The 20,004-nt window shown below is 62.7% G+C and carries 23 protein-coding genes; 6 read left to right on the forward strand and 17 right to left on the reverse strand.

The window, feature by feature from the left end; all coding sequences use genetic code 11:
- Nucleotides 1-307 precede the first annotated feature (307 nt).
- The 9 genes from BGO64_RS04440 to BGO64_RS04480 all read right to left on the reverse strand — a co-directional run bounded on the left by BGO64_RS04440 (nucleotide 308) and on the right by BGO64_RS04480 (nucleotide 8,274).
- Complete coding sequence (locus BGO64_RS04440) at nucleotides 308-1,945, reverse strand: methyl-accepting chemotaxis protein (protein ID WP_286700248.1); 1,638 nt, start codon at nucleotides 1,943-1,945, stop codon at nucleotides 308-310.
- A gap of 236 nt (nucleotides 1,946-2,181) precedes the next feature.
- Nucleotides 2,182-3,030: a TIGR03899 family protein gene (locus tag BGO64_RS04445; RefSeq protein WP_286700249.1), complete on the reverse strand. Its 849-nt coding sequence runs from the start codon at nucleotides 3,028-3,030 to the stop codon at nucleotides 2,182-2,184.
- A gap of 121 nt (nucleotides 3,031-3,151) precedes the next feature.
- Entirely contained in the window at nucleotides 3,152-3,628 is a 477-nt protein-coding gene (locus tag BGO64_RS04450; RefSeq protein ID WP_010675589.1) for a DUF3299 domain-containing protein, read from the reverse strand.
- Between the two features lie 31 nt (nucleotides 3,629-3,659).
- A complete protein-coding gene (locus BGO64_RS04455; protein ID WP_286700250.1) occupies nucleotides 3,660-4,907 on the reverse strand; it encodes an ABC transporter permease in 1,248 nt (415 codons plus the stop codon).
- Between the two features lie 58 nt (nucleotides 4,908-4,965).
- Nucleotides 4,966-5,652 (reverse strand): ABC transporter ATP-binding protein, encoded by a 687-nt coding sequence (locus BGO64_RS04460; RefSeq protein ID WP_039040841.1) that lies wholly within the window; start codon nucleotides 5,650-5,652, stop codon nucleotides 4,966-4,968.
- A 4-nt stretch (nucleotides 5,653-5,656) separates the two neighbouring features.
- Nucleotides 5,657-6,277 (reverse strand): DUF2796 domain-containing protein, encoded by a 621-nt coding sequence (locus BGO64_RS04465; protein ID WP_286700251.1) that lies wholly within the window; start codon nucleotides 6,275-6,277, stop codon nucleotides 5,657-5,659.
- 36 nt (nucleotides 6,278-6,313) lie between these two features.
- On the reverse strand, nucleotides 6,314-6,604 hold the full coding sequence (locus BGO64_RS04470) for a hypothetical protein (RefSeq protein WP_080768013.1): 291 nt from the start codon (nucleotides 6,602-6,604) through the stop codon (nucleotides 6,314-6,316).
- Nucleotides 6,605-6,647: 43 nt separating this feature from the next.
- Nucleotides 6,648-7,190, reverse strand: a complete 543-nt coding sequence (locus tag BGO64_RS04475; RefSeq protein WP_010675585.1) for a YtfJ family protein — start codon at nucleotides 7,188-7,190, stop codon at nucleotides 6,648-6,650.
- 205 nt (nucleotides 7,191-7,395) lie between these two features.
- Nucleotides 7,396-8,274 (reverse strand): hypothetical protein, encoded by an 879-nt coding sequence (locus BGO64_RS04480; RefSeq protein ID WP_010675584.1) that lies wholly within the window; start codon nucleotides 8,272-8,274, stop codon nucleotides 7,396-7,398.
- Nucleotides 8,275-8,397: 123 nt separating this feature from the next.
- On the opposite strand from BGO64_RS04480, the gene BGO64_RS04485 reads away from it, so the two are divergent.
- A complete protein-coding gene (locus BGO64_RS04485; RefSeq protein ID WP_201935742.1) occupies nucleotides 8,398-8,748 on the forward strand; it encodes a hypothetical protein in 351 nt (116 codons plus the stop codon).
- 25 nt (nucleotides 8,749-8,773) lie between these two features.
- On the opposite strand, the gene ppa is transcribed toward BGO64_RS04485, so the two are convergent.
- Nucleotides 8,774-9,304 (reverse strand): inorganic diphosphatase, encoded by a 531-nt coding sequence (gene ppa / locus BGO64_RS04490; protein ID WP_005335667.1) that lies wholly within the window; start codon nucleotides 9,302-9,304, stop codon nucleotides 8,774-8,776.
- A gap of 264 nt (nucleotides 9,305-9,568) precedes the next feature.
- Here ppa and mpl point away from each other — a divergent pair, with 264 nt between their 5' ends.
- Complete coding sequence (mpl, locus tag BGO64_RS04495; RefSeq protein WP_286700252.1) at nucleotides 9,569-10,939, forward strand: UDP-N-acetylmuramate:L-alanyl-gamma-D-glutamyl-meso-diaminopimelate ligase; 1,371 nt, start codon at nucleotides 9,569-9,571, stop codon at nucleotides 10,937-10,939.
- Nucleotides 10,936-11,547, forward strand: a complete 612-nt coding sequence (locus tag BGO64_RS04500) for a flavin prenyltransferase UbiX (RefSeq protein WP_042016310.1) — start codon at nucleotides 10,936-10,938, stop codon at nucleotides 11,545-11,547. The genes mpl and BGO64_RS04500 overlap by 4 nt, the downstream gene beginning before the upstream one ends.
- Before the next feature lie 73 nt (nucleotides 11,548-11,620).
- Here BGO64_RS04500 and BGO64_RS04505 read toward each other — a convergent pair whose 3' ends face one another.
- Entirely contained in the window at nucleotides 11,621-12,235 is a 615-nt protein-coding gene (locus tag BGO64_RS04505) for a TetR/AcrR family transcriptional regulator (protein WP_029314803.1), read from the reverse strand.
- 201 nt (nucleotides 12,236-12,436) lie between these two features.
- Between BGO64_RS04505 and hpt the strand changes: the two genes are divergently transcribed.
- From hpt to BGO64_RS04520, 3 genes are all read left to right on the forward strand, one after another.
- Nucleotides 12,437-12,967 carry a hypoxanthine phosphoribosyltransferase gene (gene hpt / locus BGO64_RS04510; protein WP_010675579.1) on the forward strand — a complete coding sequence of 177 codons (531 nt, stop codon included), beginning with the start codon at nucleotides 12,437-12,439 and terminating at the stop codon, nucleotides 12,965-12,967.
- A gap of 112 nt (nucleotides 12,968-13,079) precedes the next feature.
- On the forward strand, nucleotides 13,080-13,997 hold the full coding sequence (locus BGO64_RS04515) for an ABC transporter ATP-binding protein (protein ID WP_045521939.1): 918 nt from the start codon (nucleotides 13,080-13,082) through the stop codon (nucleotides 13,995-13,997).
- Complete coding sequence (locus BGO64_RS04520) at nucleotides 13,994-14,767, forward strand: ABC transporter permease (protein WP_010675577.1); 774 nt, start codon at nucleotides 13,994-13,996, stop codon at nucleotides 14,765-14,767. The genes BGO64_RS04515 and BGO64_RS04520 overlap by 4 nt, the downstream gene beginning before the upstream one ends.
- A gap of 60 nt (nucleotides 14,768-14,827) precedes the next feature.
- On the opposite strand, the gene BGO64_RS04525 is transcribed toward BGO64_RS04520, so the two are convergent.
- The 6 genes from BGO64_RS04525 to gluQRS form a co-directional block, all read right to left on the reverse strand.
- On the reverse strand, nucleotides 14,828-15,175 hold the full coding sequence (locus tag BGO64_RS04525; RefSeq protein WP_010675576.1) for a putative quinol monooxygenase: 348 nt from the start codon (nucleotides 15,173-15,175) through the stop codon (nucleotides 14,828-14,830).
- 20 nt (nucleotides 15,176-15,195) lie between these two features.
- Entirely contained in the window at nucleotides 15,196-16,050 is an 855-nt protein-coding gene (gene panC, locus BGO64_RS04530; protein WP_039040846.1) for a pantoate--beta-alanine ligase, read from the reverse strand.
- A 96-nt stretch (nucleotides 16,051-16,146) separates the two neighbouring features.
- On the reverse strand, nucleotides 16,147-16,941 hold the full coding sequence (gene panB / locus BGO64_RS04535; protein WP_042864977.1) for a 3-methyl-2-oxobutanoate hydroxymethyltransferase: 795 nt from the start codon (nucleotides 16,939-16,941) through the stop codon (nucleotides 16,147-16,149).
- Between the two features lie 20 nt (nucleotides 16,942-16,961).
- Nucleotides 16,962-17,459: a 2-amino-4-hydroxy-6-hydroxymethyldihydropteridine diphosphokinase gene (folK, locus tag BGO64_RS04540; protein ID WP_042864978.1), complete on the reverse strand. Its 498-nt coding sequence runs from the start codon at nucleotides 17,457-17,459 to the stop codon at nucleotides 16,962-16,964.
- 10 nt (nucleotides 17,460-17,469) lie between these two features.
- Nucleotides 17,470-18,960, reverse strand: coding sequence for a polynucleotide adenylyltransferase PcnB (pcnB, locus tag BGO64_RS04545; protein ID WP_029314802.1), 1,491 nt, complete (start codon nucleotides 18,958-18,960; stop codon nucleotides 17,470-17,472).
- Between the two features lie 100 nt (nucleotides 18,961-19,060).
- Complete coding sequence (gene gluQRS, locus BGO64_RS04550) at nucleotides 19,061-19,963, reverse strand: tRNA glutamyl-Q(34) synthetase GluQRS (RefSeq protein ID WP_052815236.1); 903 nt, start codon at nucleotides 19,961-19,963, stop codon at nucleotides 19,061-19,063.
- Nucleotides 19,964-20,004 lie beyond the last annotated feature (41 nt).

Here is a 20,004-nt window from a genome sequence, read left to right on the forward strand (position 1 = left end):
TTGCCACTGTTTAGAAAGACAGCGAATGCATTGGCCTAGCTCATGGTTGACTCTAATGAGAGGCCTCCAAGCGGCTATGTTACCGAACGGAACTTGGTAAGGAAGGGGGAGATTGTAGCTTTCTGAGCAAGATCAATAAATTAATAAATAACGCACGGTGATATAACCGCTTAACCGCAGCGGCCCATCAACACAGAGGAAAATCGGACGTTGAAGCAGCAGTGTCGTCTCTTGTTGGCGGGCATTAAAAAAACCTATGGGCCTGCTGGTCCATAGGGTTTTGCTGCGGTGATGGTTTGTGTAGTGGTTATCTGGCTTGGCGCACCGGAACGGCACGGGTGGCAGCCACTTCGTAGCGGCTTTGGCTCGCCGGGGCGGTTTTCTGGAACTGGCGTACCAGCCGCTCCAGGTCCCCGAGCTGCTTCACGAGCGCAATGATGCCCTGCACGGCGTGGCGGCTGCCCTGGCTGGAGTCATCGGCCAGACGCTTGATGTCCAGCACGCTGTGGTGGATGTCCTGGGTGACCAGGGATTGCTCCTGCACCGCCTGGGCTATCTGGTTGCTGCCTGCGGTCACCTGCAACAGGCGTTCGCTTATCTGTTGCAGGATATCGCCGGTGGCGGCGGCCTTGAGGCGGCAACTGGCGGAGAGCTGTTCCCCTTGCGCCATGGCCTGCTGGGCATCGTCGGCGCTGGCCTGCAAGAGGCTTATCATCTGCTGGATCTCGCCGGTGGAGGATTGGGTCTTGATGGCCAGGGTGCGGATTTCGTCCGCCACCACCGAGAAGCCGCGACCGGACTCGCCCGCCCGGGCCGCCTCGATGGCCGCATTGAGGGCCAGCAGGTTGGTCTGGTTGGCGATGTTGTTGATGACGTCCAGGATGCCGTCGATGGCGCGGCACTGGCTGGCCAGCGCCTCTATCACGGCGCGGGAGGTGAGCAGCTCGCCGTGAACCCCTTCCACCGCCGCCACGGTATCGAGCACGCTGCGATTGCCCTCCCGAAACAGCACGGCGGTGTTGTCCAGACTGTCCGAGGAGGCGCTCGAGCTGTGGGAGACCTCGCGAATGGACGCCGTCATCTCGGTGATGGCGGTCGCCACCTGGTTGGTCTGGGCCTGCTGTTGCTGCAGGTTGCCGGTGATGGACTCGGCATTGTTCAGATCCGTCTGCGCCGCCTGCACGATCTGCTGGCAGGTCTGCTGGGTGCGGGCCAGCACCGCATTGAACTCGGCCTGGTTCATCTTCATGGCGAGCTCGACGGCAGCCAGACGATCGACCCGGCCGGTATACAGCAGTTGCATCAAGGGGTTGTCGAAACGGTGGCGGGCCAGGGTCTCCAGCCGGGCGAGGCGCCGGGAGAGGATCTGGCAGATGACGAGCGCAACCACCAGGGGCAGGGCGCCGATGAGCAGTGGCCAGCCCGGGCCGTGCTGATAGCCGAGGGTGACCAGACTGGCCAGCAGTGCCATCAGGCAGAGGTGGATCCCCAGGGTGTGGCAGCAGGTGGGCAGGCGCAGGGCCCGGGGGGTCTTGCCGCGGCGCATCTCTTCATAGACCCGCTCCGCACGCTGTTTGATCGCGTCGTCCGGCGCCGTGCGCACAGACTGGTACTCCACCACCTTGCCGCTTGCGTCCTGAATGGGGGTGACGAAGGCGTTGACCCAGTAATGATCCCCGTTCTTGCAGCGGTTTTTGACCGGGCCCATCCAGCTTTTGCCTTCCCGCAGATGGCGCCACATGTCGGCAAACGCCTGGGGCGGCATGTCGGGGTGGCGGACCAGGTTGTGGGGAGCCCCTTGCAGCTCCTCCAGGGTGAAGCCGGCTATCTGGCAGAACTCGTCGTTGGCATAGGTGATGCGGCTCTCCAGATCCGTGGTGGAAATCAGGTTCTGTTGCGACGGGTAGAGGCGCTCACGCTGGGTAACGGGTTGATTGACTCTCATGGTACTTCCTGCCTGACAGAGGAAAGAGAGTCTGGTTGCAATTCGTACACCAGAGTGCCCAAAAACGCTTAAATTGCGCTCTATATGTCTCTTTTGCGCTCAAACCCGTAGTGGGGGGAACATGGCCCGGGCTCGCGTCCGCCCCTGCCGTCAGGATTCGCTTTTTGGGAGCCGTTTTGGCAATGGCGGGGCGGGTTTCGCAATTTGGCAAGGCGGGGCCGGGGCCTCCGCCAGCCTCAGACGGGCAGATCCGGCTCGCTGACCGGGGCCGGTATCTGGGTCTCTATCTGCAGATGGGTGGAGAGCAGGGTCTTCAGATCCTGCAGGTACTCCTCCAGGGGGGGCTCGTCCAGCAGCAGGGCAAGCTCGTTGCCTACGGGGGTGAGCCGGTAATAGAGCAGGGTGAGGTTGCTCTGGCGTTGGCGCAGACGCCAGCGCTGGTTGCCAAAGGCCAGCTCGACCCCGTCGGCGGGCAGGGGGCCGGATTCGAGTTCGCCACGGTGCAGCAGCCCGAGATCGCACAACAGCAGCAGGGCGCTGTAGGGCACCCGGTATTTGCCGAGCCCCATTCGGGTGACCTTGGCGCGACTGAGCAGGCTGGCCCCCTTGTGCATGCCCAGCAGCAGACGCTGCTCGTCGCTGCCCTCGTAGTGGCAGGAGAGGGCGCAGATGCGCTGGAACAGCTGGGCTTCGCGCTGGGTCATCTCCTTGAGGGTGTTGAGGGCCCGGATGGAGAAGCGGCCCGGGGTCGCCACTTCCAGGGCGAAGATGCGGCCCCACAACTGCTGCATGGGGGTCATGCTGATGTCTTCGGCCAGTTGCAGGAAGCGGGTGAGCCAGTCGCTGTCTATCTCGCCGCCGGCGGCAGTCTCTTCGCAGTGGCGCGCGGCCATCACCATGATGGATTCCAGATTGCGCTGGCGGGTGGCCTGCTCCGCCAGCTGGCGGAAGGTGGCGCGCTGCTCGAAGGTGCTGTCGCTGTTGCGGGTGAGCATGCCATCGATGCCGCGGCTGCGGGCCAGGCGCAGGGTCTGCTCCTGGCTGCTCAGGATGGAACTCTCTTTCTTGGGGGGCAGGTCAGCCATGCTGGCTCCGTGATGGCAAGGTCTGGTAGTGAATGTTACTCCAACCAGATCCATGAACAATCCCTTTGCCGGGGTCGTCACGGGATAAAAAAATGGCCTCCCGGGGGAGGCCATCAGGGGCTCACTCTTCGTAGACGCTGACCTCGACCGCGTCCATGGAGTAGGAAGCGGTGGCCATCTCGTGGCTGGAGCTGACGGTGTGCATCTTGCCCTTGACCCAGATGGCGTCCCAGAGGTCATCCACCGGCGCCCCCTTGGGGTAGCTCACGTAGATCACCTGGTTGGTGGGCGGGGGCGGCACGTGAATGCAGGCACCGAAGTAGGGGACCAGCAGGAAGGCGGTGATGGTCTTGGCATCCCCTTCCAGGGGCACCACGAACCCGGGGATCCGCACCTCCTGATTGTCCAGCTTCTTGTTGACGCCCCCCACCGGCTGCGGCACCGAGGAGAAGTCGCCATCATGGCTGACCTGGGGCGGTGGCAGCAGTTTTTCCCCCTCCGGGATGAGGATATCCCAGTCGATGGTCTTGTAATCTGCGGCCATGGCAGGCAGTACCAGCAGGCTGGCCAGCAGCGCCACTATTTTCCACTTCATCATCTGTTCTTCTCTCTTGGTCGGATGCGTCGGGTCAGACGCGAATGCTCATGCCTTCGCTCAGGCTGTAGCGGTAAGCGCGGGCGGCAGGCAGCAGCCCGATCACCATGCCCGCCAGCCAGACCAGGCCCAGCAGTTGCCACTCATAGGCGCTCGGCAGACCCAGGCTCATTTGCAGGCCATAGTGGCTGAGCAGCCAGGGGCTAGCAAGCCCCTGACCGAGATAGAGCGCGGCCACCCCGAGGGCGATGCCCGCCGTGGTGAGCGCCATCGCCTCCAGCGCCAGCAGCAGGAAGAGGTGGGCAGGGCCCGCCCCCAGGGAGCGCAGAATGGCGAGCTCGCGGCGCCGCTCGTTGAGGCCGGCGAGCAGGGTGGTCAGCATGCCGATGAGGCCCGCCACCACCACGAAGCCCGCGATCACCGACAGGGCGGTCTCCGCCACGCTCATCAGCCCCCAGAGCTCCTGCAGAGCGGCTCCCGGCAGGATGGCCATCAGGGGCTCTCTGGGATAGGTGTTGACGCTGCGCTGCAACTGGAACGCCAGGATCCGGTTGCTCAGCCCCACCATGAAGGCGGTGATGGTCTTGGGGGTGAGATCCAGCGCCATCGCCTGTTCCGGGGTCACGTTCTTGCTGTGACGACCGGTGTCCCAGCCCAGATGGATCGCCTCTATGCCCGCCAGCGGCACATGAATGGTGCGATCGATGGGGGTGCCGGTGGGGGCTAGGATCCCCACCACTTTGAACGGCATGTTGTCATGCTGGCTGAACGAGGTGTTGCCGGCGCCATGGGCGATGACGATGGATTGATCCAGGTGATAGCCGAGCTTTTCGGCCACCTGGGCACCCAGCACCGCTTCAAACGGTGTTTCGAAGGGGCGGCCTTCGCGCAGGACGAGCGCCTGCTGCTGGCCGTACTTCAGGTGGGTGAAGTAGTCCCCGTTGGTGCCGAGCACGCGAAACCCCTTGTGGGAGTCGCCAAGGGAGAAGGGGATGGTCCAGGCGATACCGGGCCTGGCCTTGATGGCCTGGTAGGAGTCCCAGCCCACGTTGTTGGTGGGGTTGCCGATGCGAAACACCGAATAGAGCAGCAGGTTCACCTGGCCGGAGCGGGCGCCGACGATGAGATCGGTGCCGGAGACGGTGTTGGCGAAGCTGTCCCGTGCCTGACTGCGCACCCGCTCCACCCCGAGCAGCAGGGTGACGCTGATGGCGACGGCCAGCAGGGTGAGCCCGGCGGTGAGGCGACGGGCCCAGAGACTTTGCAGGGCGAGTTTCAGCATGAAAGCCTCCGCAGTGAAGGGGAGATGGCCGGACGGGCTGCGAGATGATGGCGTGTGGTCATGCCGCCCTCCGGTTGAGCTGTTGCAGGTTCTCCACCCGGGGGAAGAGGGGCTCCAGATAGGGATCGTGACTGACGAAGACCAGGGTAGACCCCTGCTTGTCGCACTCCTCGAACAGCAGCCGGATGAAGGCGGCCCGGTTGTCGGTGTCCAGGGCCGAGGTGGGCTCGTCGGCGATCACCAGAGGAGGGGAGCCTATCAGGGCGCGGGCGGCGGCGACTCGCTGCTGCTGGCCGATGCTGAGGGCGTGGACGGGGCGATGGAGTGCCTCATCCGGCAGTTGCAGTTCTGCCAGCAGGCGGCGCGCCTCCTGCTCGGGGCTCCCTGTCAGGCGGGCCCGCTTGGCGGGTGAAAAGGTGAGGGCAGCGGTGACGTTGTCCTGCACCGAGAGAAACGGCAGCAGATTGAACTGCTGGAAGATGTACCCCAGATTGGCCGCCCGGAACTGGTCACGGGCGCGGCCGGAAAGCCGGGCCAGGGGCTGGCCCAGCACCTCCAGGGTGCCGTGGTTGGCGGTCTGGATACCGGCCAGCAACCCGAGCAGGGTGGACTTGCCACAACCCGATGGGCCCTTGATGAAGACGCGCTCACCCTCGTGGATGCGAAGGGCGGGCAGATCGAGGACGGCTTCGTGACCCGGCCAGGCAAAGGCCAGATCACGGATCTCAACCACGGCATGTTTCATGGTGTTACCAGCCCAGTTTGTTGGCGGACGGAGTCAGTTCGGCGGCGGTCTGGCCGGTGGGCAGTATGCCCTGCACGCTCAGCTTCTCCAGGCTCGGGTAGAGGCTGAACAGGGTGGCCTCCAGCCCGGTGAGCTTGGCCGGGGTAGCGCAGGTATAGGTGTACATGGCTCCCATGTCCGCATGGCTCGCGTCGTCGTGATGGTGTTCATCGTGAGCGCCATCAGCCTTGTCGTGCTCGTGCTCGTGCTCGTGCTCGTGCTCGTGCTCGTGCTCGTGCTCATGGTCATGGTCATGGTCATGATCTTCCTTGGCGGCCTGCAGCTCCTGCTGGGTCAGCTTGCAGCCGGCGGCCGGGTCGAAACGGAAGAGGGCGTCGGGCTGCTGGAGGCGGGCCACCGCCTTGGCATACTGCGCTTTCTCCTCATCGGTGTTGGCGGCATGCTCGAAGCCCACCAGATCGGCGGCAGGGGCCTGCAACTCGATCATCAACTGGTTGCCGTCGAGTACCAGGTTGAGGTGGCCGTGACCGTGCTCATGGGCACCGTGGCTGTGGCTTTCGTGTTCGTCGTGATTGGCCTGGGCGCCGAAGGCGGCAGCGGCCAGCAACAGGGTGACTGCTTTCATCGTTAATCCTTTTGAATAAATAGAGAAAAGATTGGTTCAAAAAAAGAAACAATGAAGGGGCGGTGGGGCGCGGATACGGCGATGTCCCGTGGTGCCGGTGGCCGCCCTCGGTTGGGGAGTGCCGATATACCGGTCGATGCCAGAGGAGAGGGGAGGGAGAACGGGGGTCGGCGTCAGTGCCAGCTTGCCATCCAGATGCAGGACGCAGAGGGTGCAGGCATGACCGTGATCGGGCAGGGCTGCTTCAAGAGGGTGCTGTGCCAGCGCCGGTTGCATCCACAACCAGCCCAGCAGCAACACCCAGATTGTCAGTGTGGAACGACCCATAGACCCTTGTGGAAAGGGCGCCATCAGCGCCCTTCTCTCTGATTCAGAGATGGGACTGGATGAGCCCCATCACCTTGGTTATCTCGGCGGCATCGAGCTGGCCATCTTTGGCAAACAGCACCTTGCCCTCTTTATCCAGCAGTATGATGGCCGAACTTTCCGGGGTGAGCGCCCAGGCGTTGCGGGCCATCCCCTTGGCATCCAGCACCATGGCGGACCAGGGGAACTCTTTCTTGCTGTCCTCGGCACTGCTCTTCACGAAACCGGACGTGCCCCAGATGGCGTCATTGCTGTTGATGATGGTGACGGTCTGGTACTTGTCGTGGGGTAGCTTGGCCGCCTTGATCGCCTCGATCATGGGGGCATTGAGCTCCTTGGCGCTGGAGCGACCCGCGATGTGCTGGATCAGGAAGACCTTGCCGGTCAGGACCTTGCTCTGCCAGGGCTGATAGCTGATCTCCTTCTCCTTGAGCACCAGCTCCCCCTTGTCGCTGATGTTGACCAGCGGCACCTGGGTTGATTCCTTGATGTTGTGGGCCATGACCAGGGTTGGCAGCAGCGCCAGAGTAAGCACGAGATGTTTCATCCGGATGACACTCCTTTGTGATGTTATAACGATTTTTGGGTCGAGGGAATGGGACCCTGAACATCCTAAACTGATCGGATCTGTTTAAAAAGTGTTAAATAATGCAGGGTGCGACGGTGATCTTGTCAACATGGGCGCCATCCCCCCAATGACGGCGGCAAGGATGGCATGTCATCCATCAAAAGCAAGTGATGGTCAGAAGAGGCTAGTAGAGCGGTTCGCTGATCAAGGGAATCTGGGCCATCGTCATCTGCTGGGCCAGCAGGGGAGAACCGGTGAGCAGCACGTGGCGCTGATTGCCGATCACCAGGGTGTCTCCCTCAAGGCCGCTGTCGGCCGTGATGGCGAGCCAGGCCGGCGAGACGCTGCCGATGCTGATGTTCGGATAGATGATGCTGAGGCTGTACTGGGGCGCCAGCTCCGCCAGCAAACTGGCCATGAGCAGCGCCTTCTCGTCGCTGTCGGCCTTGTTGTCCTGCAGGGCCTGCAAGGGCGGAGCGAAGTGGTCCATTTGCTCGGGCGGGGTGGGGATGCCGCTCAGCCACTCCTGCAGCAGGGTGACGCTGGTGGCGAGATCCTTGGCCGAAAACTGCTGTGCCAGGGGTTTGAGGTCTCCCTTGAACTGATAGAACAGCTGGGAGTAGTTGGGGCGCACACAGGGCAGCTTCTGGTTGGCCGGGTGCACGCAGGGCTGGACCCGCATCTCGTAGAAGGCGTCCTCCTGATATTGCCGGTAGGCCTGCCAGAACTGGGCGGATTCGAGGCTGCTGTCGTGCAGGGTAAAGGCCTGTTCCAGGTTGCGGAACTTGGTGGCCGTCTCCGGGCTGTGCTGGTTGATCTGGTTGATGCTGTTGTAGAGGCGCGGACTGATGTAGGAGTAGAGTGTTTCCAGCGGGAAGTTGAGGGCGGTGTCGAGCTGTGTCATCTCGTGACGGCTGGCTGAAAAGGTGCGCTCATCCGCCGTCAATTGCAGGTGCTTTTGCTGACCATCCGCAGATTGCCACTGCCAGCTCAGGTTGATCTCGTTGGCCTGCGCCATGGTGCCGAAGAGCAGACTGCACAGAAAGCCTTGTGCCAGTTTCATGGTGCGCCTCCGCCTGGGTTGATAATAAACAACTAGGTGAGTGACCGGCATTTGGATTGGTCTGGTGACAGATATATTGGTAATTATCTGATCTGACTTTAAATTTAATTCAGGAAATAAGTCATGGGGGAAATCATCATGAAGCTTGTTTCACGGTTTCTGCTGATATTGGTGGCCACGCCGGCGCTGGCGGGGCAGGTCATCGTCAATCAGGGATTGTCCAGCGCGGATACCTTCGCCCTGCGGGATCAGCTGGCCCGGGAGCATGAATGGCAGGAGTGGCTGCGCTTCCAGCAGGCCATCAAGTGGCTGGAGGTGCTGCCGGTCAACTGCGATCTGGTGGGAGGTGCCGGTCAGGAATATCGCTGCGGTGATGAGTATTACCGCCCCTATCGGCAAAACGGGCGCGACCTCTATATCCAGGGGGATCCCCCCGGAGCGTCCCCGCAACGACCAATAAAAAAGGCGCCATAAGGCGCCTTTTTTGCGAGGAATACGCTTATTTTGCAGCGTAACGCTCGGCAGAGGTCTTGATCTCGGCTTCGGCAGCGGCCTTGTCGCCCCAACCTTCCACCTTGACCCACTTGCCTGCTTCCAGCTCTTTGTAGCGCTCGAAGAAGTGCTGGATCTGGGCTTTCAGCAGCTCGGGCAGATCGTTCACATCCTGGATGTGATCGTACTGCTTGGTCAGCTTGGAGTGGGGTACGGCTACGATCTTGGCGTCTTCGCCAGATTCGTCGGTCATCTTCAGCACGCCGACCGGGCGGCAGCGGATGACGGAGCCGGCCAGCAGCGGGTAGGGAGTCGGAACCAGCACGTCGACCGGATCCCCGTCCAGGGACAGGGTGGCGTTCACGTAACCGTAGTTGCACGGGTAGAACATCGGGGTGGACATGAAACGGTCAACGAAGATGGCGCCGCTGTCCTTGTCGACTTCGTATTTGATCGGGTCGGCGTTCTGCGGGATTTCGATGATGACGTAGATGTCGTCAGGCAGGCTCTTGCCGGCCGGTACCAGGTTCAGGCTCATGACGTTTCCTTTGAGTGTTGGAGTCAAGTTTGCAGGCCGACATTATAGCGATGTCCCGTCAAATGACCATATTTCAAGGGCCGGGTGGCGTGGCGGAGGGGAGCTTTTCCCCGCGCTTGCCCGATTGAGGGGAGCTTTTCCCCGCGCTTGCCCGATTTCTGTCGTCTGCGGGCGCCGATGCCTTCGCTCCCCATGGGCGCGGCTTGTGCCACCGGGTCAACAGACCCTAGAATGCGCACTCCCTTTACTGGAAAAGGCAGCGGTATGCACATTCACATTCTCGGGATCTGCGGCACCTTCATGGGTGGTCTGGCGGTGTTGGCAAAACAGCTTGGCTATCGGGTGACCGGCTCTGACGCCAACGTCTATCCCCCCATGAGCACCCAGCTCGAGCAACAGGGCATCGAACTGACCGAAGGCTACGACCCCTCTCAGCTCGATCCGGCGCCGGATCTGGTGGTGATCGGCAATGCCATGAGCCGTGGCAACCCCTGTGTGGAATATGTGCTGGACCGCAATCTGCCCTATATCTCCGGCCCCCAGTGGCTGCTGGAGCACGTGCTGAAAGATCGCTGGGTGCTGGCCGTCGCGGGCACCCATGGCAAGACCACCACCGCCAGCATGCTGGCCTGGGTGCTGGAGTATGCCAAGCTGGAACCCGGTTTCCTCATCGGCGGCGTGCCGGGCAACTTCCCGGTTTCCGCCCGTCTCGGCTCGGCTCCCTTCTTTGTGATTGAAGCGGACGAATATGACTGCGCCTTCTTCGACAAGCGATCCAAGTTTGTCCACTATCACCCGCGCACCCTGGTGATGAACAACCTGGAGTTCGACCACGCCGACATCTTCCCGGATCTCGCCGCCATCCAGCGCCAGTTCCACCACCTGATGCGCACCGTGCCGAGCAACGGCCGGGTGCTCTTCCCCAAAGGCGATGACAACCTTACCGCCGTGCGCGAGATGGGCTGCTGGAGCGAGGTGGAGCTGGTGGGTCAGGACGACGCCAAGTGGAAGGCGGTGAAGCTGGCCGATGACGGCTCCGCCTTCGAGGTGTGGCTGGATGGCGTGAAACAGGGGGAGGTGCACTGGGAGTGCATCGGCGAGCACAACGTCAACAACGGTCTGATGGCCATCGCCGCCGCCCGCCATGCCGGTGTCATGGTGGAGCACGGGATCAACGCCCTCTGCCAGTTCAAGTCCCCCAAGCGGCGCATGGAGCTGAAAGGGGAAGTGGCCGGCATCAGCGTCTATGACGACTTCGCCCACCACCCCACCGCCATCGAGACCACCCTGGGTGGACTGCGCGCCAAGGTGGGCAAGGCCCGCATCCTGGCGGTGCTGGAGCCCCGCTCCAACACCATGAAGCTCGGGGTTCACAAGGAGGAGCTGGCCGGTTGCTTCGACGGTGCCGACGAGGTGTTCTTCTTCCAGCCCCCCAACATCGGCTGGGATCTGGGAGAGGTGACGGCCCACATGACACGGCCTGCCCGGGTATTCGAGGCCCTTGATGCCCTGATTGGCGCCCTGGTGGCCGAGAGCCGCTCAGGGGATCATATTCTGATCATGAGCAACGGCGGGTTCGGCGGCATTCACGACAAGCTGATCGCCCGCCTCAAGGAGCTGCAGAGCGCATCATGAACAAGGCCATCACCCTGGCGCTGACCGGCGCCTCCGGCGCTCCCTATGCCCTGCGCCTGCTGGAATGCCTGGTGCAGGCGGACTATCGGGTCTTCCTGCTCGCCTCCTCGGCGGCCAGGGTTGTGCTCAAGACCGAGCAGCAGCAGGATTGGCCGGGCTCCCCCAGGGAGCTGTCGGCGTACCTCTGTCGCCAATATGGTGCCAAAGAGGGTCAGATCGTCGCCTGCGGCAAGGAGGAGTGGTTCTCGCCGGTGGCCTCCGGCTCGGCGGCCCCCAAACAGATGGTGGTCTGCCCCTGCTCCATGGGCACCGTCTCGGCCATTGCCAACGGCACCTCGGACAACCTGCTGGAGCGCGCGGCGGACGTGGTGATCAAGGAGCGGGGCCAGCTGATTCTGGTGCCCCGGGAGAGCCCCTTCTCGGCGATCCATCTGGAGAACATGCTCAAGCTTGCCCGTCTTGGCGTGACCATCATGCCGGCGGCGCCAGGGTTCTACCATGAACCCAAAAGCATCGAGGATCTGGTGGACTTCATGGTCGCCCGCATCCTCGACCACCTGGGTGTCGAGCATGAGTTGACCAGTCGCTGGGGTTATGCAAACCACTGATACGGCGGGGAGCGGACAAAAAAGCGGCGCCGGGCTGTGAAGCCCGGCGCCGCTTTGTCAACATCTGCACGAGTCAGCTGGCCTGGATGGGGGCCGTCACGTACTTGAACAGGAAATCAGTCACCTCTTCCCGGCTCGGACGCTGCGGCTGATTGATCATCTGCATCATCACATAGCCAAAACCGGTCAGGGAGCGGGCCAGATCCTGCGCCGACAGCACGCTCTGAATCTCGCCGTTGTCGATGGCCCGTTGCAGGTGGGGGGCAATGCGCTCCAGCGCCTTGTCCAGCAGCCGGGTGTAGCGAGGCCACACTTCTTCCCGCACCGAGGAGCTCCACTCCAGCCAGATGCTGGCGTGATCGGGCTTGTCATAGGCGGCGTCAACGAACAGCTTCACGTGGCGGTGAATGCTCTCCCTGGCGGAGCCCTGACCGTTGTAGGCCTGTTCGAGGATCTGCTGTACGAAGGCTTCGATTTCTGTCAGCACTTCGTCGACCAGATCTTCACGAGTATTGAAATAGTTAAAAACGGTCGCAACCGAGACCTTTGCCTGTTCGGCTATCTCGGCATGCCCCGCACGGCCGATGCCGCGACGGGAAAATACCTCGACGGCACACTCCATCAATTGATCACGGCGAGCCTCCGGCGAAAGCCGGGTTCGACGTCTTATTTCTGCGCGTGGTTCCATAGTTTTTTCATCTAATAGTTATTGATTATGGTGTTTATAGTATTGTCACCGATAATGCCCGAAGGCTTGCTAACTCTATCAATTAAAATAAGCCGATAAAAGCATCACGTATGCCTGACGCCCACTGGTTGGAGTGGTAGAATCCTCGGTTTTGACGTTAATGAACGGCCAATAACCCTTTGGTCATTATTGGAGTATGTGATGAAACACATTGTCGAGGTGATGATCCCCGAGGCCGAGGTTGCAGCCCGGATCGCCACGCTGGGTGAAGAGATTACCGCCCGTTACCAGGGCTCCGAGGAAGTGGTCATGATCGGCCTGCTGCGCGGCTCCTGCGTCTTCCTGGCGGATCTCTGCCGTCAGTGCCAGTTGCCCATCACCCTGGACTTTATGACTGCCTCCAGCTACGGCTCCGGTATGCACAGCACCCGTGACGTGCGCATCCTCAAGGATCTGGATGACGACATCAAAGGCAAGGACGTGGTGATCGTGGAGGACATCATCGACACCGGTTACACCCTCAACAAGGTGCGCGAGATCCTCTCCCTGCGCGAGCCGAAATCCCTGGCCATCTGCACCCTGCTGGACAAACCGTCCCGCCGCGAGGTTCAGGTGCCGGTGGACTGGCTTGGCTTCTCCATCCCGGACGAGTTCGTGGTGGGCTGTGGCATTGACTACGCCCAGAAGTACCGTAACCTGCCTTTCATTGGCAAGGTGGTACCGCAAGAGTAAGCCGGGTCCGAAGTAGCAAGGCAGGCTGGCCGGCCCGCCATCGACTGTCTTCAGGCGGCGTCACAGCCGCCTTTTCTGTCTCGAGATGGGCTCATCCATCACAGGGGTTGCAATGAACGCATTGGAAATCAGCGGTCTGAAGAAGACCTATCAGGGGGGCGTCGAAGCCCTCAAGGGCATCGATCTCACCGTCAAACAGGGGGATTTCTTCGCCCTGCTCGGTCCCAACGGGGCGGGCAAATCCACCACCATCGGCGTGATCAGCTCACTGGTCAACAAGAGTGCCGGCAAGGTGAAGGTATTCGGTCATGACATCGATACCGATCTGGAGCTGGCCAAGTCCCAGCTCGGCCTGGTGCCCCAGGAGTTCAACTTCAGCCAGTTCGAGAAGGTGAGCCAGATAGTGACTCACCAGGCCGGTTTCTATGGAGTGCCGCGGGCCGAGGCCAAGGTGCGCGCCGAGAAGTACCTGCGTCAGCTCGATCTGTGGGACAAGCGCGACATGGCGGCCCGCACTCTCTCCGGTGGCATGAAGCGCCGGTTGATGATCGCCCGCGCCCTGATGCATGAGCCCAAGCTGCTGATCCTGGATGAGCCGACCGCCGGGGTGGACATCGAGATCCGCCGTTCCATGTGGAGTTTCCTCAAGGATCTCAACGAGCAGGGGGTAACCATCATCCTGACCACCCACTACCTGGAAGAGGCCGAGATGCTGTGCCGCAACATCGGCATCATCGACAAGGGCCGCCTCATCGAGAACACCAGCATGAAGAGCCTGCTCGGCAAGCTGGGTCGCGAGACCTTCCTGCTGGATCTGGTACCGGGCTCCAGCGTACCGGCCCTGCCCGAGTTCAACGGCCGGATGCAGGATGAGAACACCCTGGAAGTGGAGCTGGAGAAGAGCCAGTCCCTCAACAGCCTGTTCGAGCAGCTCTCCGCCCAGGGGGTGAAGGTGCTCAGCATGCGCAACAAGGCGAACCGGCTGGAAGAGCTGTTCGTCAATCTGGTAGAGGAGGGTCGCAAAGCATGAACCCCATGACCTATTACATCGCCTTCAAGAGCATTCTGGCCAAGGAAGTGAGCCGCTTCACCCGGATCTGGATCCAGACCCTGGTGCCGCCCGCCATCACCATGAGCCTCTACTTCGTCATCTTCGGCAACCTCATCGGCTCGCGCATCGGTGACATGGGTGGCTTCAGCTACATGGAGTTCATCGTGCCCGGCCTCATCATGATGTCGGTCATCACCAACTCCTACTCCAACGTCGCCTCCTCCTTCTACAGCGCCAAGTTCCAGCGCAACGTGGAGGAGCTGCTGGTGGCGCCGGTGCCCAACTACATCATCATCGCGGGGTATGTGGGCGGTGGCGTGGCGCGCGGCCTCTGTGTCGGCCTCATCGTCACCCTGGTGTCGCTGTTCTTCGTGCCGCTGCAGATCCATCACCTGTTCAGCGTCTGCGTGACCGTGCTGCTCACCTCCATCCTCTTCTCCCTGGGGGGGCTCATCAACGCGGTGTTCGCGAAGTCGTTCGATGACATCAGCATCATCCCGACCTTCATCCTGACTCCCCTGACCTATCTGGGGGGTGTCTTCTACTCCATCACCCTGCTGCCGCCGTTCTGGCAGGGGGTTTCCCAGGTGAACCCCATCATCTACATGGTGAACGCGTTCCGCTACGGCTTCCTCGGGATCTCAGACGTGCCCCTCGGCACCGCCTATCTCATCATCATCGGCTTCATCCTGGTACTCTACGGGATGGCCTGGTGGCTCATCTCCCGCGGCACCGGTCTGCGCCACTGAGGCGCACACCCGCCAGCAAAAAGGCGCCCTCGGGCGCCTTTTTATTTGCACGTTTCGGCCTCAGAGGGCCGGGGCATCGTAGTCCGCGGGCTCGTCGCTGTAGACGCAGACGTTCCACTTGGCCGCGAGGCCATCATCCGCGAGGCAGTAGCGCTCGAAGAAGGCCTTGATACCGGCGCGCTGGCAGTGGGCCTCGAAGCTCGCCATGTCGCGCCAGATCTCGTTGAAGACGATGGGGAAGCTCTCCCCCTCGGCAAAGGGGCTCTGGATATGGCGGGTGACGATGTACTGCAGGCAGCCATCTTCACGCAGGGTGTCGGGTTCGAGCCCTTGCAGGACGCGGAACAGGGCCTGCTCCTGGCCCGGCTTGGGTTGGAACTGGGCGATGCAGTAAACCTTCTTGGACATCGTGGTCTCCTTGCCGTGTCTCAACCCCGCAGGGCGACGACCCGGTTGTCGATGAGGCGGGCCTTGCCCAGATAGGCGGCCATCAGGATCACCAGGCGCTGGCTCTCGGCGCTGGCGGATTCCAGGGTGTCGGCATCGACGATGTCGATGGCATCCGTCCTGAATCCCGCGTTGTCGAGGCGCTGGCTGGCCTGGGCAACCAGGGAGGGGAGGTGACTGTTCCCCGCTTCAATCTGCCCGGCAATCCAGTTCATGGTGCGCGCGAGCTCGGGGGCGATGGCCCGTTCGGCAGCGGTCAGATAGCCGTTGCGCGAAGAGAGGGCCAGCCCGTCTTCGGCCCGCACGGTCGGCACGCCCACGATCTCGATGGGCATGGCCATGTCGGCCACCATCTTGCGAATGAGCGCGAGCTGCTGGTAATCCTTCTCGCCAAAGCAGGCCACGTTCGGCTGTACCAGATTGAACAGCTTGGTGACCACGGTGCTGACCCCGCGAAAATGTCCCGGACGCAGTGCCCCTTCCAGCAGGCTGGAGATGCCGGGCACCTCGACAAAGGTCTGGCTGGCGAGCCCCTGGGGATACATGATCTCCGGCGTCGGGGTGAAGACCAGGTCCACACCGGCGGCCTCCAGGGCGGCGCAATCCTGCTCCAGGGTGCGGGGGTAGTTGGCGAGATCCTCGGCCTTGTCGAACTGCAAGGGGTTCACAAAGATGCTGACCACCACCTTGTCGCCATGGCGGCGGGCCTCCTCGACCAGGGTGAGATGACCCTGATGCAGATTGCCCATGGTGGGCACGAATGCGATGGCGCGGCCTTCGCGATGCCATTGACCGATCTGCTCGCGCAGCGCGGCGGGATTGTTCACAACCAACATCGTCAGTTCACCTTCAGATGAATCAATAAAAGAGGGGGTCGTCAGGGGGGAGGGCGAGACGGGGGCACAGGCCCCCGCGCTCATGACGACAGAAAGTCAGTTGAAGCAGTGCTCGGGGCCGGGGAAGGTCCCCTCGCTCACCTGCTGCACGTAGAGACGAATGGCGGCACGCATGTCACCGGTCTCGGCCAGGAAGTTCTTGGTGAACTTGGGCACATAACCCGAGGTGATGCCGAAGGCATCGTGCATCACCAGGATCTGGCCGTCGGTGGCAGGGCCGGCACCGATGCCGATCACCGGAATGCGCAGCGCCTTGGTGATGCGCTCTGCCAGAGAGACGGGCACGCACTCGAGCACCAGCAACTGGATGCCGGCCGCTTGCAGCTCCAGTGCCTGGCGGTAGATCTCCTGGGCGTGGAATTCGTCGCGCCCCTGCACCTTGAAGCCGCCAAACACGTGGACGGATTGCGGGGTCAGGCCGAGATGGCCGCACACCGGCACCCCGTTGCGGGTCAGGTGGCGGATGGAGTCGCACAGCCAGTCCCCCCCTTCCATCTTCACCATGCGGGCACCAGCCGCCATCAGGCGCGCCGCGTTCTGGTAGGTCTGCTCCGGGGTGGCGTAGCTCATGAACGGCATGTCGGTCACCACCAGGGCATTGGTGGTACCGCGCACCACGCAGCGGGTGTGATAGACCATCTCGTCCATGCTGACCGCCAGGGTGTCGTCTCCGCCCTGCAATACCATGCCGAGGGAGTCGCCGATGAGCAGCACCTGGGCGCCCTCGTCGTCGAACAGCTTGGCGAAGGTGGCGTCATAGGCGGTGATGGCGGTGATTTTCTGTCCGTCCTGCTTCATCTTCTGCAGGTGGGTAATGGTGATCTTGCTCATTACGTTGTTCCTACTCTTCTCTACTCGCCTGCTGCACCGGCCAGGATCGCGAGTCCATTGCGCGGGCAGCGGGCAACCAGTTCGGTGAGCGGGGTGCCGCAGGGCAGCACCAGGGAGGGGGCTATCTCGGCAAGGGGCAGCAGGACGAACTCCCGCTCCTTCATGCCATAGTGAGGCACCGTCAGGCGCTCATGTCGGATGACCTCGTCACCGTACAGCAGCAGATCGAGATCCAGGGTCCGGGGGCCCCAGCGCTCATCTTTGCGCACTCGCCCCTGTGCCTGCTCGATGCGCTGCAGCTCGTCCAGCAGCGCCAGAGGGCTGAGGCGAGTGGCAAGGTGCGCCACGGCATTGACGTAGTCCGGCTGATCCGCAGGGCCCATGGGGCGGCTGCCGTAAAGGTGGGAGGTCTGCAGCAGCTCGGACTCAGGCAGGGTCGCCAGCGCGGCGATGGCGCGACGAGCCTGGCCGAGGGGGTCGGCCAGGTTGGAGCCGATGGCGACGAAGACCTCGATCATCGGCGGATCCTTACTCTGCCGACTTCGGCTTGCGGCGACGGGGGCGACGGCGGTTGCGGCCATTGCCGCTGCGCTTCTCGCCATCACCGCTGCGGGAGTCGGCGCGCTCGCCGCTCGCCGGGCGGCGGGTCGCCTCCCGTTGCAGTTGCGGGCGCACATCCGGGTTGGAGGCCACATAGCGCTCCCACCAGCTCGCCAGCTCGCCGAGGCCGCGCTCGACCCGGTTGCGCAGCAACAGGAAGTCGAAGGCCGCACGGAATTTCGGGTGCTCCATGGCGCGCTCGGGGTGCTTGCCCTGGCGGCGGGTCAGGCGCTGCTGCAGGGCCCAGATGTCGCGCACGTCCGTGGTGAAGCGGCGCGGCACGGCGATGATCCGCACCTGGTTGTCCAGCACCTCGTTGATGGCCAGCATGAAGGCATCGTACCAGGGCAGACCGCTCTCGTTTTCCAGCACGCGGCCGCGGGCCTCGACGGCGCCCCACAGCAGGGTGGCGTAGAGGAAGGCGGGGGTGACGCGCTTCTCTTCACGGACCCGGGTATCGGTGTCCATCAGCGCCTGCTCGATGAACTGCTCGTAGGGCGAGTTGCCGTGGGGCGTGAACAGGGCGGCTACCTGGGGGAACAGCGGCTGGAACAGCCCGTATTCCCGCAGCAGCTTGTAGGTGGCCAGACCGTCCCCCGCCAGGAACAACTTGAGGGTCTCCTCGAACAGGCGGGCGGCCGGGATGTCCTGCAGCAGCGGGGCCAGCTCCCGGATGGGCGCGGCGGTGCGCGGGCTGATGGTCATGTCGAGCTTGGCGGCGAAGCGCACGGCACGCAGCATCCGCACCGGATCTTCCCGGTAGCGGGTCTCGGGGTCACCGATGAGCTCCAGCCTGCGCGCGGCCAGATCTTCCAGCCCGCCCTCGAAATCGTGCAGGGTGAAATCCTTGGCGCTGTAGTAGAGGGCGTTGACGGTAAAGTCGCGACGCTCGGCATCCTCTTCGATGGTGCCGTAGACGTTGTCCCGCAGCAGCATGCCTTCATCGGACTGGGCCGACACATGCTTGCTGGTATTGACCTGATGGTGGTGACCCCGGAAGGTGGCCACTTCGATCACGTCACGACCAAAGACGATGTGGGCCAGGCGGAAACGGCGGCCGATGAGGCGGCAGTTGCTGAACAGCGCCTTGATCTGCTCCGGCGTCGCGTCGGTGGCGATGTCGAAATCCTTGGGGGTCTTCCCGAGCAGCAGGTCACGGACGCCGCCGCCGACCAGGTAGGCCTCATAGCCCCCCTTGTTCAGGCGATAGAGCACCTTGAGGGCATTCTCGCTGATCTCTTTGCGCGAAATCGGGTGCTGGTCACGGCTCAAGGTACGGCGCTGTCCGGCGACACGGGCCGGAATGGGGGACTCCACCGACTGCTCGCCGTCTTCCTTGCCGAGCACTTTGCGGCAAAAGTTTGCGATCTGGGAAAAAATGGTACACCTCGTTATGACTTCAAATTGACGGGAGGCCAAAAAAATAGCGGCCTATCATAGCTCAGCCCCAACCAAATGAGAAACGGTGTGGCCTGCTTCCCCTTGATTGGTCCTTTTGGGGCAAGAAATGCAGCCGGGGCTAGCTTTGCCCTTGCGGGATCTTCTGCTGGCGGGGCACCCGGACCAGTTGCCAGTGGGCGATGCCCCAGCCGATGATCTCGTCGATCCGGCTCGCCATCAGCTCGGGCGGCGGGCACTGACCGAGAAAGTGCAACGCCTGCCACAGGGCCGGTCGTGCCTCGTCCTGCGACAGCGCAGGCGCATGGTTCTGCTTGGAGAGCTTGTTGCCATCCGCTTGCACCGCCAGCGGCAGATGCACCCAGGCGGGCACCTCTGCCCCCAGGGTCTGGTAGAGGGCAATCTGGCGCACCGTGGGCTCCAGCAGATCGGCGCCGCGGACGATCTCGGTGATGCCGCTGTCCATGTCATCCACCACCACCGCCAGGTTGTAGGCGTAGAGCCCGTCCCGGCGGCGCACGATGAAGTCCTCCTCCGCCAGCGCCGCGGGGACGGTGATCTCTCCCTGAAGCGCATCCTCGAACCGATAGACCGGGTGGTGCTGGCGCAAACGGGCGGCACACCCCTCGGCGGTCAGCCCCAGGGCGCGGCAATGGCCGTTGTAGAACCCCCCTGCGGCCATGATTTCGCGCCGGGTACAGCGGCACCAGTAGAGATCCCCGGCCCGATAGAGCTGATCGATGATCTCGTCATAGCGGCCATGGCGCGCGCTCTGGAACATCACCTCCCCATCCCAGCCAAGACCGTGTGCCTCCAGGGTGGTGAGGATAAGGTCAGCTGCTCCCGGCATCTCCCGCGGGGGGTCGATGTCTTCGATGCGCACCAGCCAGCGTCCCTGCTGCGCCCTGGCCTGCAAGAAGCTGCCAAGGGCGGCGACCAGGGATCCGAAGTGGAGCGGACCGGACGGTGAGGGGGCGAAGCGGCCCACATAGGGGCGTCGGGAGGAGGGGGATGTCATGACCATGGCAATTCGGGTAGGCGATGCATTGAGGCTGCATTCTGGGA

The sequence above is a fragment of the Aeromonas sp. 62-46 genome, assembly GCF_001898585.1.
GTDB lineage: Bacteria > Pseudomonadota > Gammaproteobacteria > Enterobacterales > Aeromonadaceae > Aeromonas > Aeromonas caviae.

Coding starts and splice junctions, on each gene's coding strand:
- BGO64_RS04440 (WP_286700248.1), bottom strand. CDS start 1,945: ATGAGAGTCAATCAACCCGTTACCCAGCGTGAGCGCCTCTACCCGTCG.
- BGO64_RS04445 (WP_286700249.1), bottom strand. CDS start 3,030: ATGGCTGACCTGCCCCCCAAGAAAGAGAGTTCCATCCTGAGCAGCCAG.
- BGO64_RS04450 (WP_010675589.1), bottom strand. CDS start 3,628: ATGATGAAGTGGAAAATAGTGGCGCTGCTGGCCAGCCTGCTGGTACTG.
- BGO64_RS04455 (WP_286700250.1), bottom strand. CDS start 4,907: ATGCTGAAACTCGCCCTGCAAAGTCTCTGGGCCCGTCGCCTCACCGCC.
- BGO64_RS04460 (WP_039040841.1), bottom strand. CDS start 5,652: ATGAAACATGCCGTGGTTGAGATCCGTGATCTGGCCTTTGCCTGGCCG.
- BGO64_RS04465 (WP_286700251.1), bottom strand. CDS start 6,277: ATGAAAGCAGTCACCCTGTTGCTGGCCGCTGCCGCCTTCGGCGCCCAG.
- BGO64_RS04470 (WP_080768013.1), bottom strand. CDS start 6,604: ATGGGTCGTTCCACACTGACAATCTGGGTGTTGCTGCTGGGCTGGTTG.
- BGO64_RS04475 (WP_010675585.1), bottom strand. CDS start 7,190: ATGAAACATCTCGTGCTTACTCTGGCGCTGCTGCCAACCCTGGTCATG.
- BGO64_RS04480 (WP_010675584.1), bottom strand. CDS start 8,274: ATGAAACTGGCACAAGGCTTTCTGTGCAGTCTGCTCTTCGGCACCATG.
- BGO64_RS04485 (WP_201935742.1), top strand. CDS start 8,398: ATGGGGGAAATCATCATGAAGCTTGTTTCACGGTTTCTGCTGATATTG.
- ppa (WP_005335667.1), bottom strand. CDS start 9,304: ATGAGCCTGAACCTGGTACCGGCCGGCAAGAGCCTGCCTGACGACATC.
- mpl (WP_286700252.1), top strand. CDS start 9,569: ATGCACATTCACATTCTCGGGATCTGCGGCACCTTCATGGGTGGTCTG.
- BGO64_RS04500 (WP_042016310.1), top strand. CDS start 10,936: ATGAACAAGGCCATCACCCTGGCGCTGACCGGCGCCTCCGGCGCTCCC.
- BGO64_RS04505 (WP_029314803.1), bottom strand. CDS start 12,235: ATGGAACCACGCGCAGAAATAAGACGTCGAACCCGGCTTTCGCCGGAG.
- hpt (WP_010675579.1), top strand. CDS start 12,437: ATGAAACACATTGTCGAGGTGATGATCCCCGAGGCCGAGGTTGCAGCC.
- BGO64_RS04515 (WP_045521939.1), top strand. CDS start 13,080: ATGAACGCATTGGAAATCAGCGGTCTGAAGAAGACCTATCAGGGGGGC.
- BGO64_RS04520 (WP_010675577.1), top strand. CDS start 13,994: ATGAACCCCATGACCTATTACATCGCCTTCAAGAGCATTCTGGCCAAG.
- BGO64_RS04525 (WP_010675576.1), bottom strand. CDS start 15,175: ATGTCCAAGAAGGTTTACTGCATCGCCCAGTTCCAACCCAAGCCGGGC.
- panC (WP_039040846.1), bottom strand. CDS start 16,050: ATGTTGGTTGTGAACAATCCCGCCGCGCTGCGCGAGCAGATCGGTCAA.
- panB (WP_042864977.1), bottom strand. CDS start 16,941: ATGAGCAAGATCACCATTACCCACCTGCAGAAGATGAAGCAGGACGGA.
- folK (WP_042864978.1), bottom strand. CDS start 17,459: ATGATCGAGGTCTTCGTCGCCATCGGCTCCAACCTGGCCGACCCCCTC.
- gluQRS (WP_052815236.1), bottom strand. CDS start 19,963: ATGGTCATGACATCCCCCTCCTCCCGACGCCCCTATGTGGGCCGCTTC.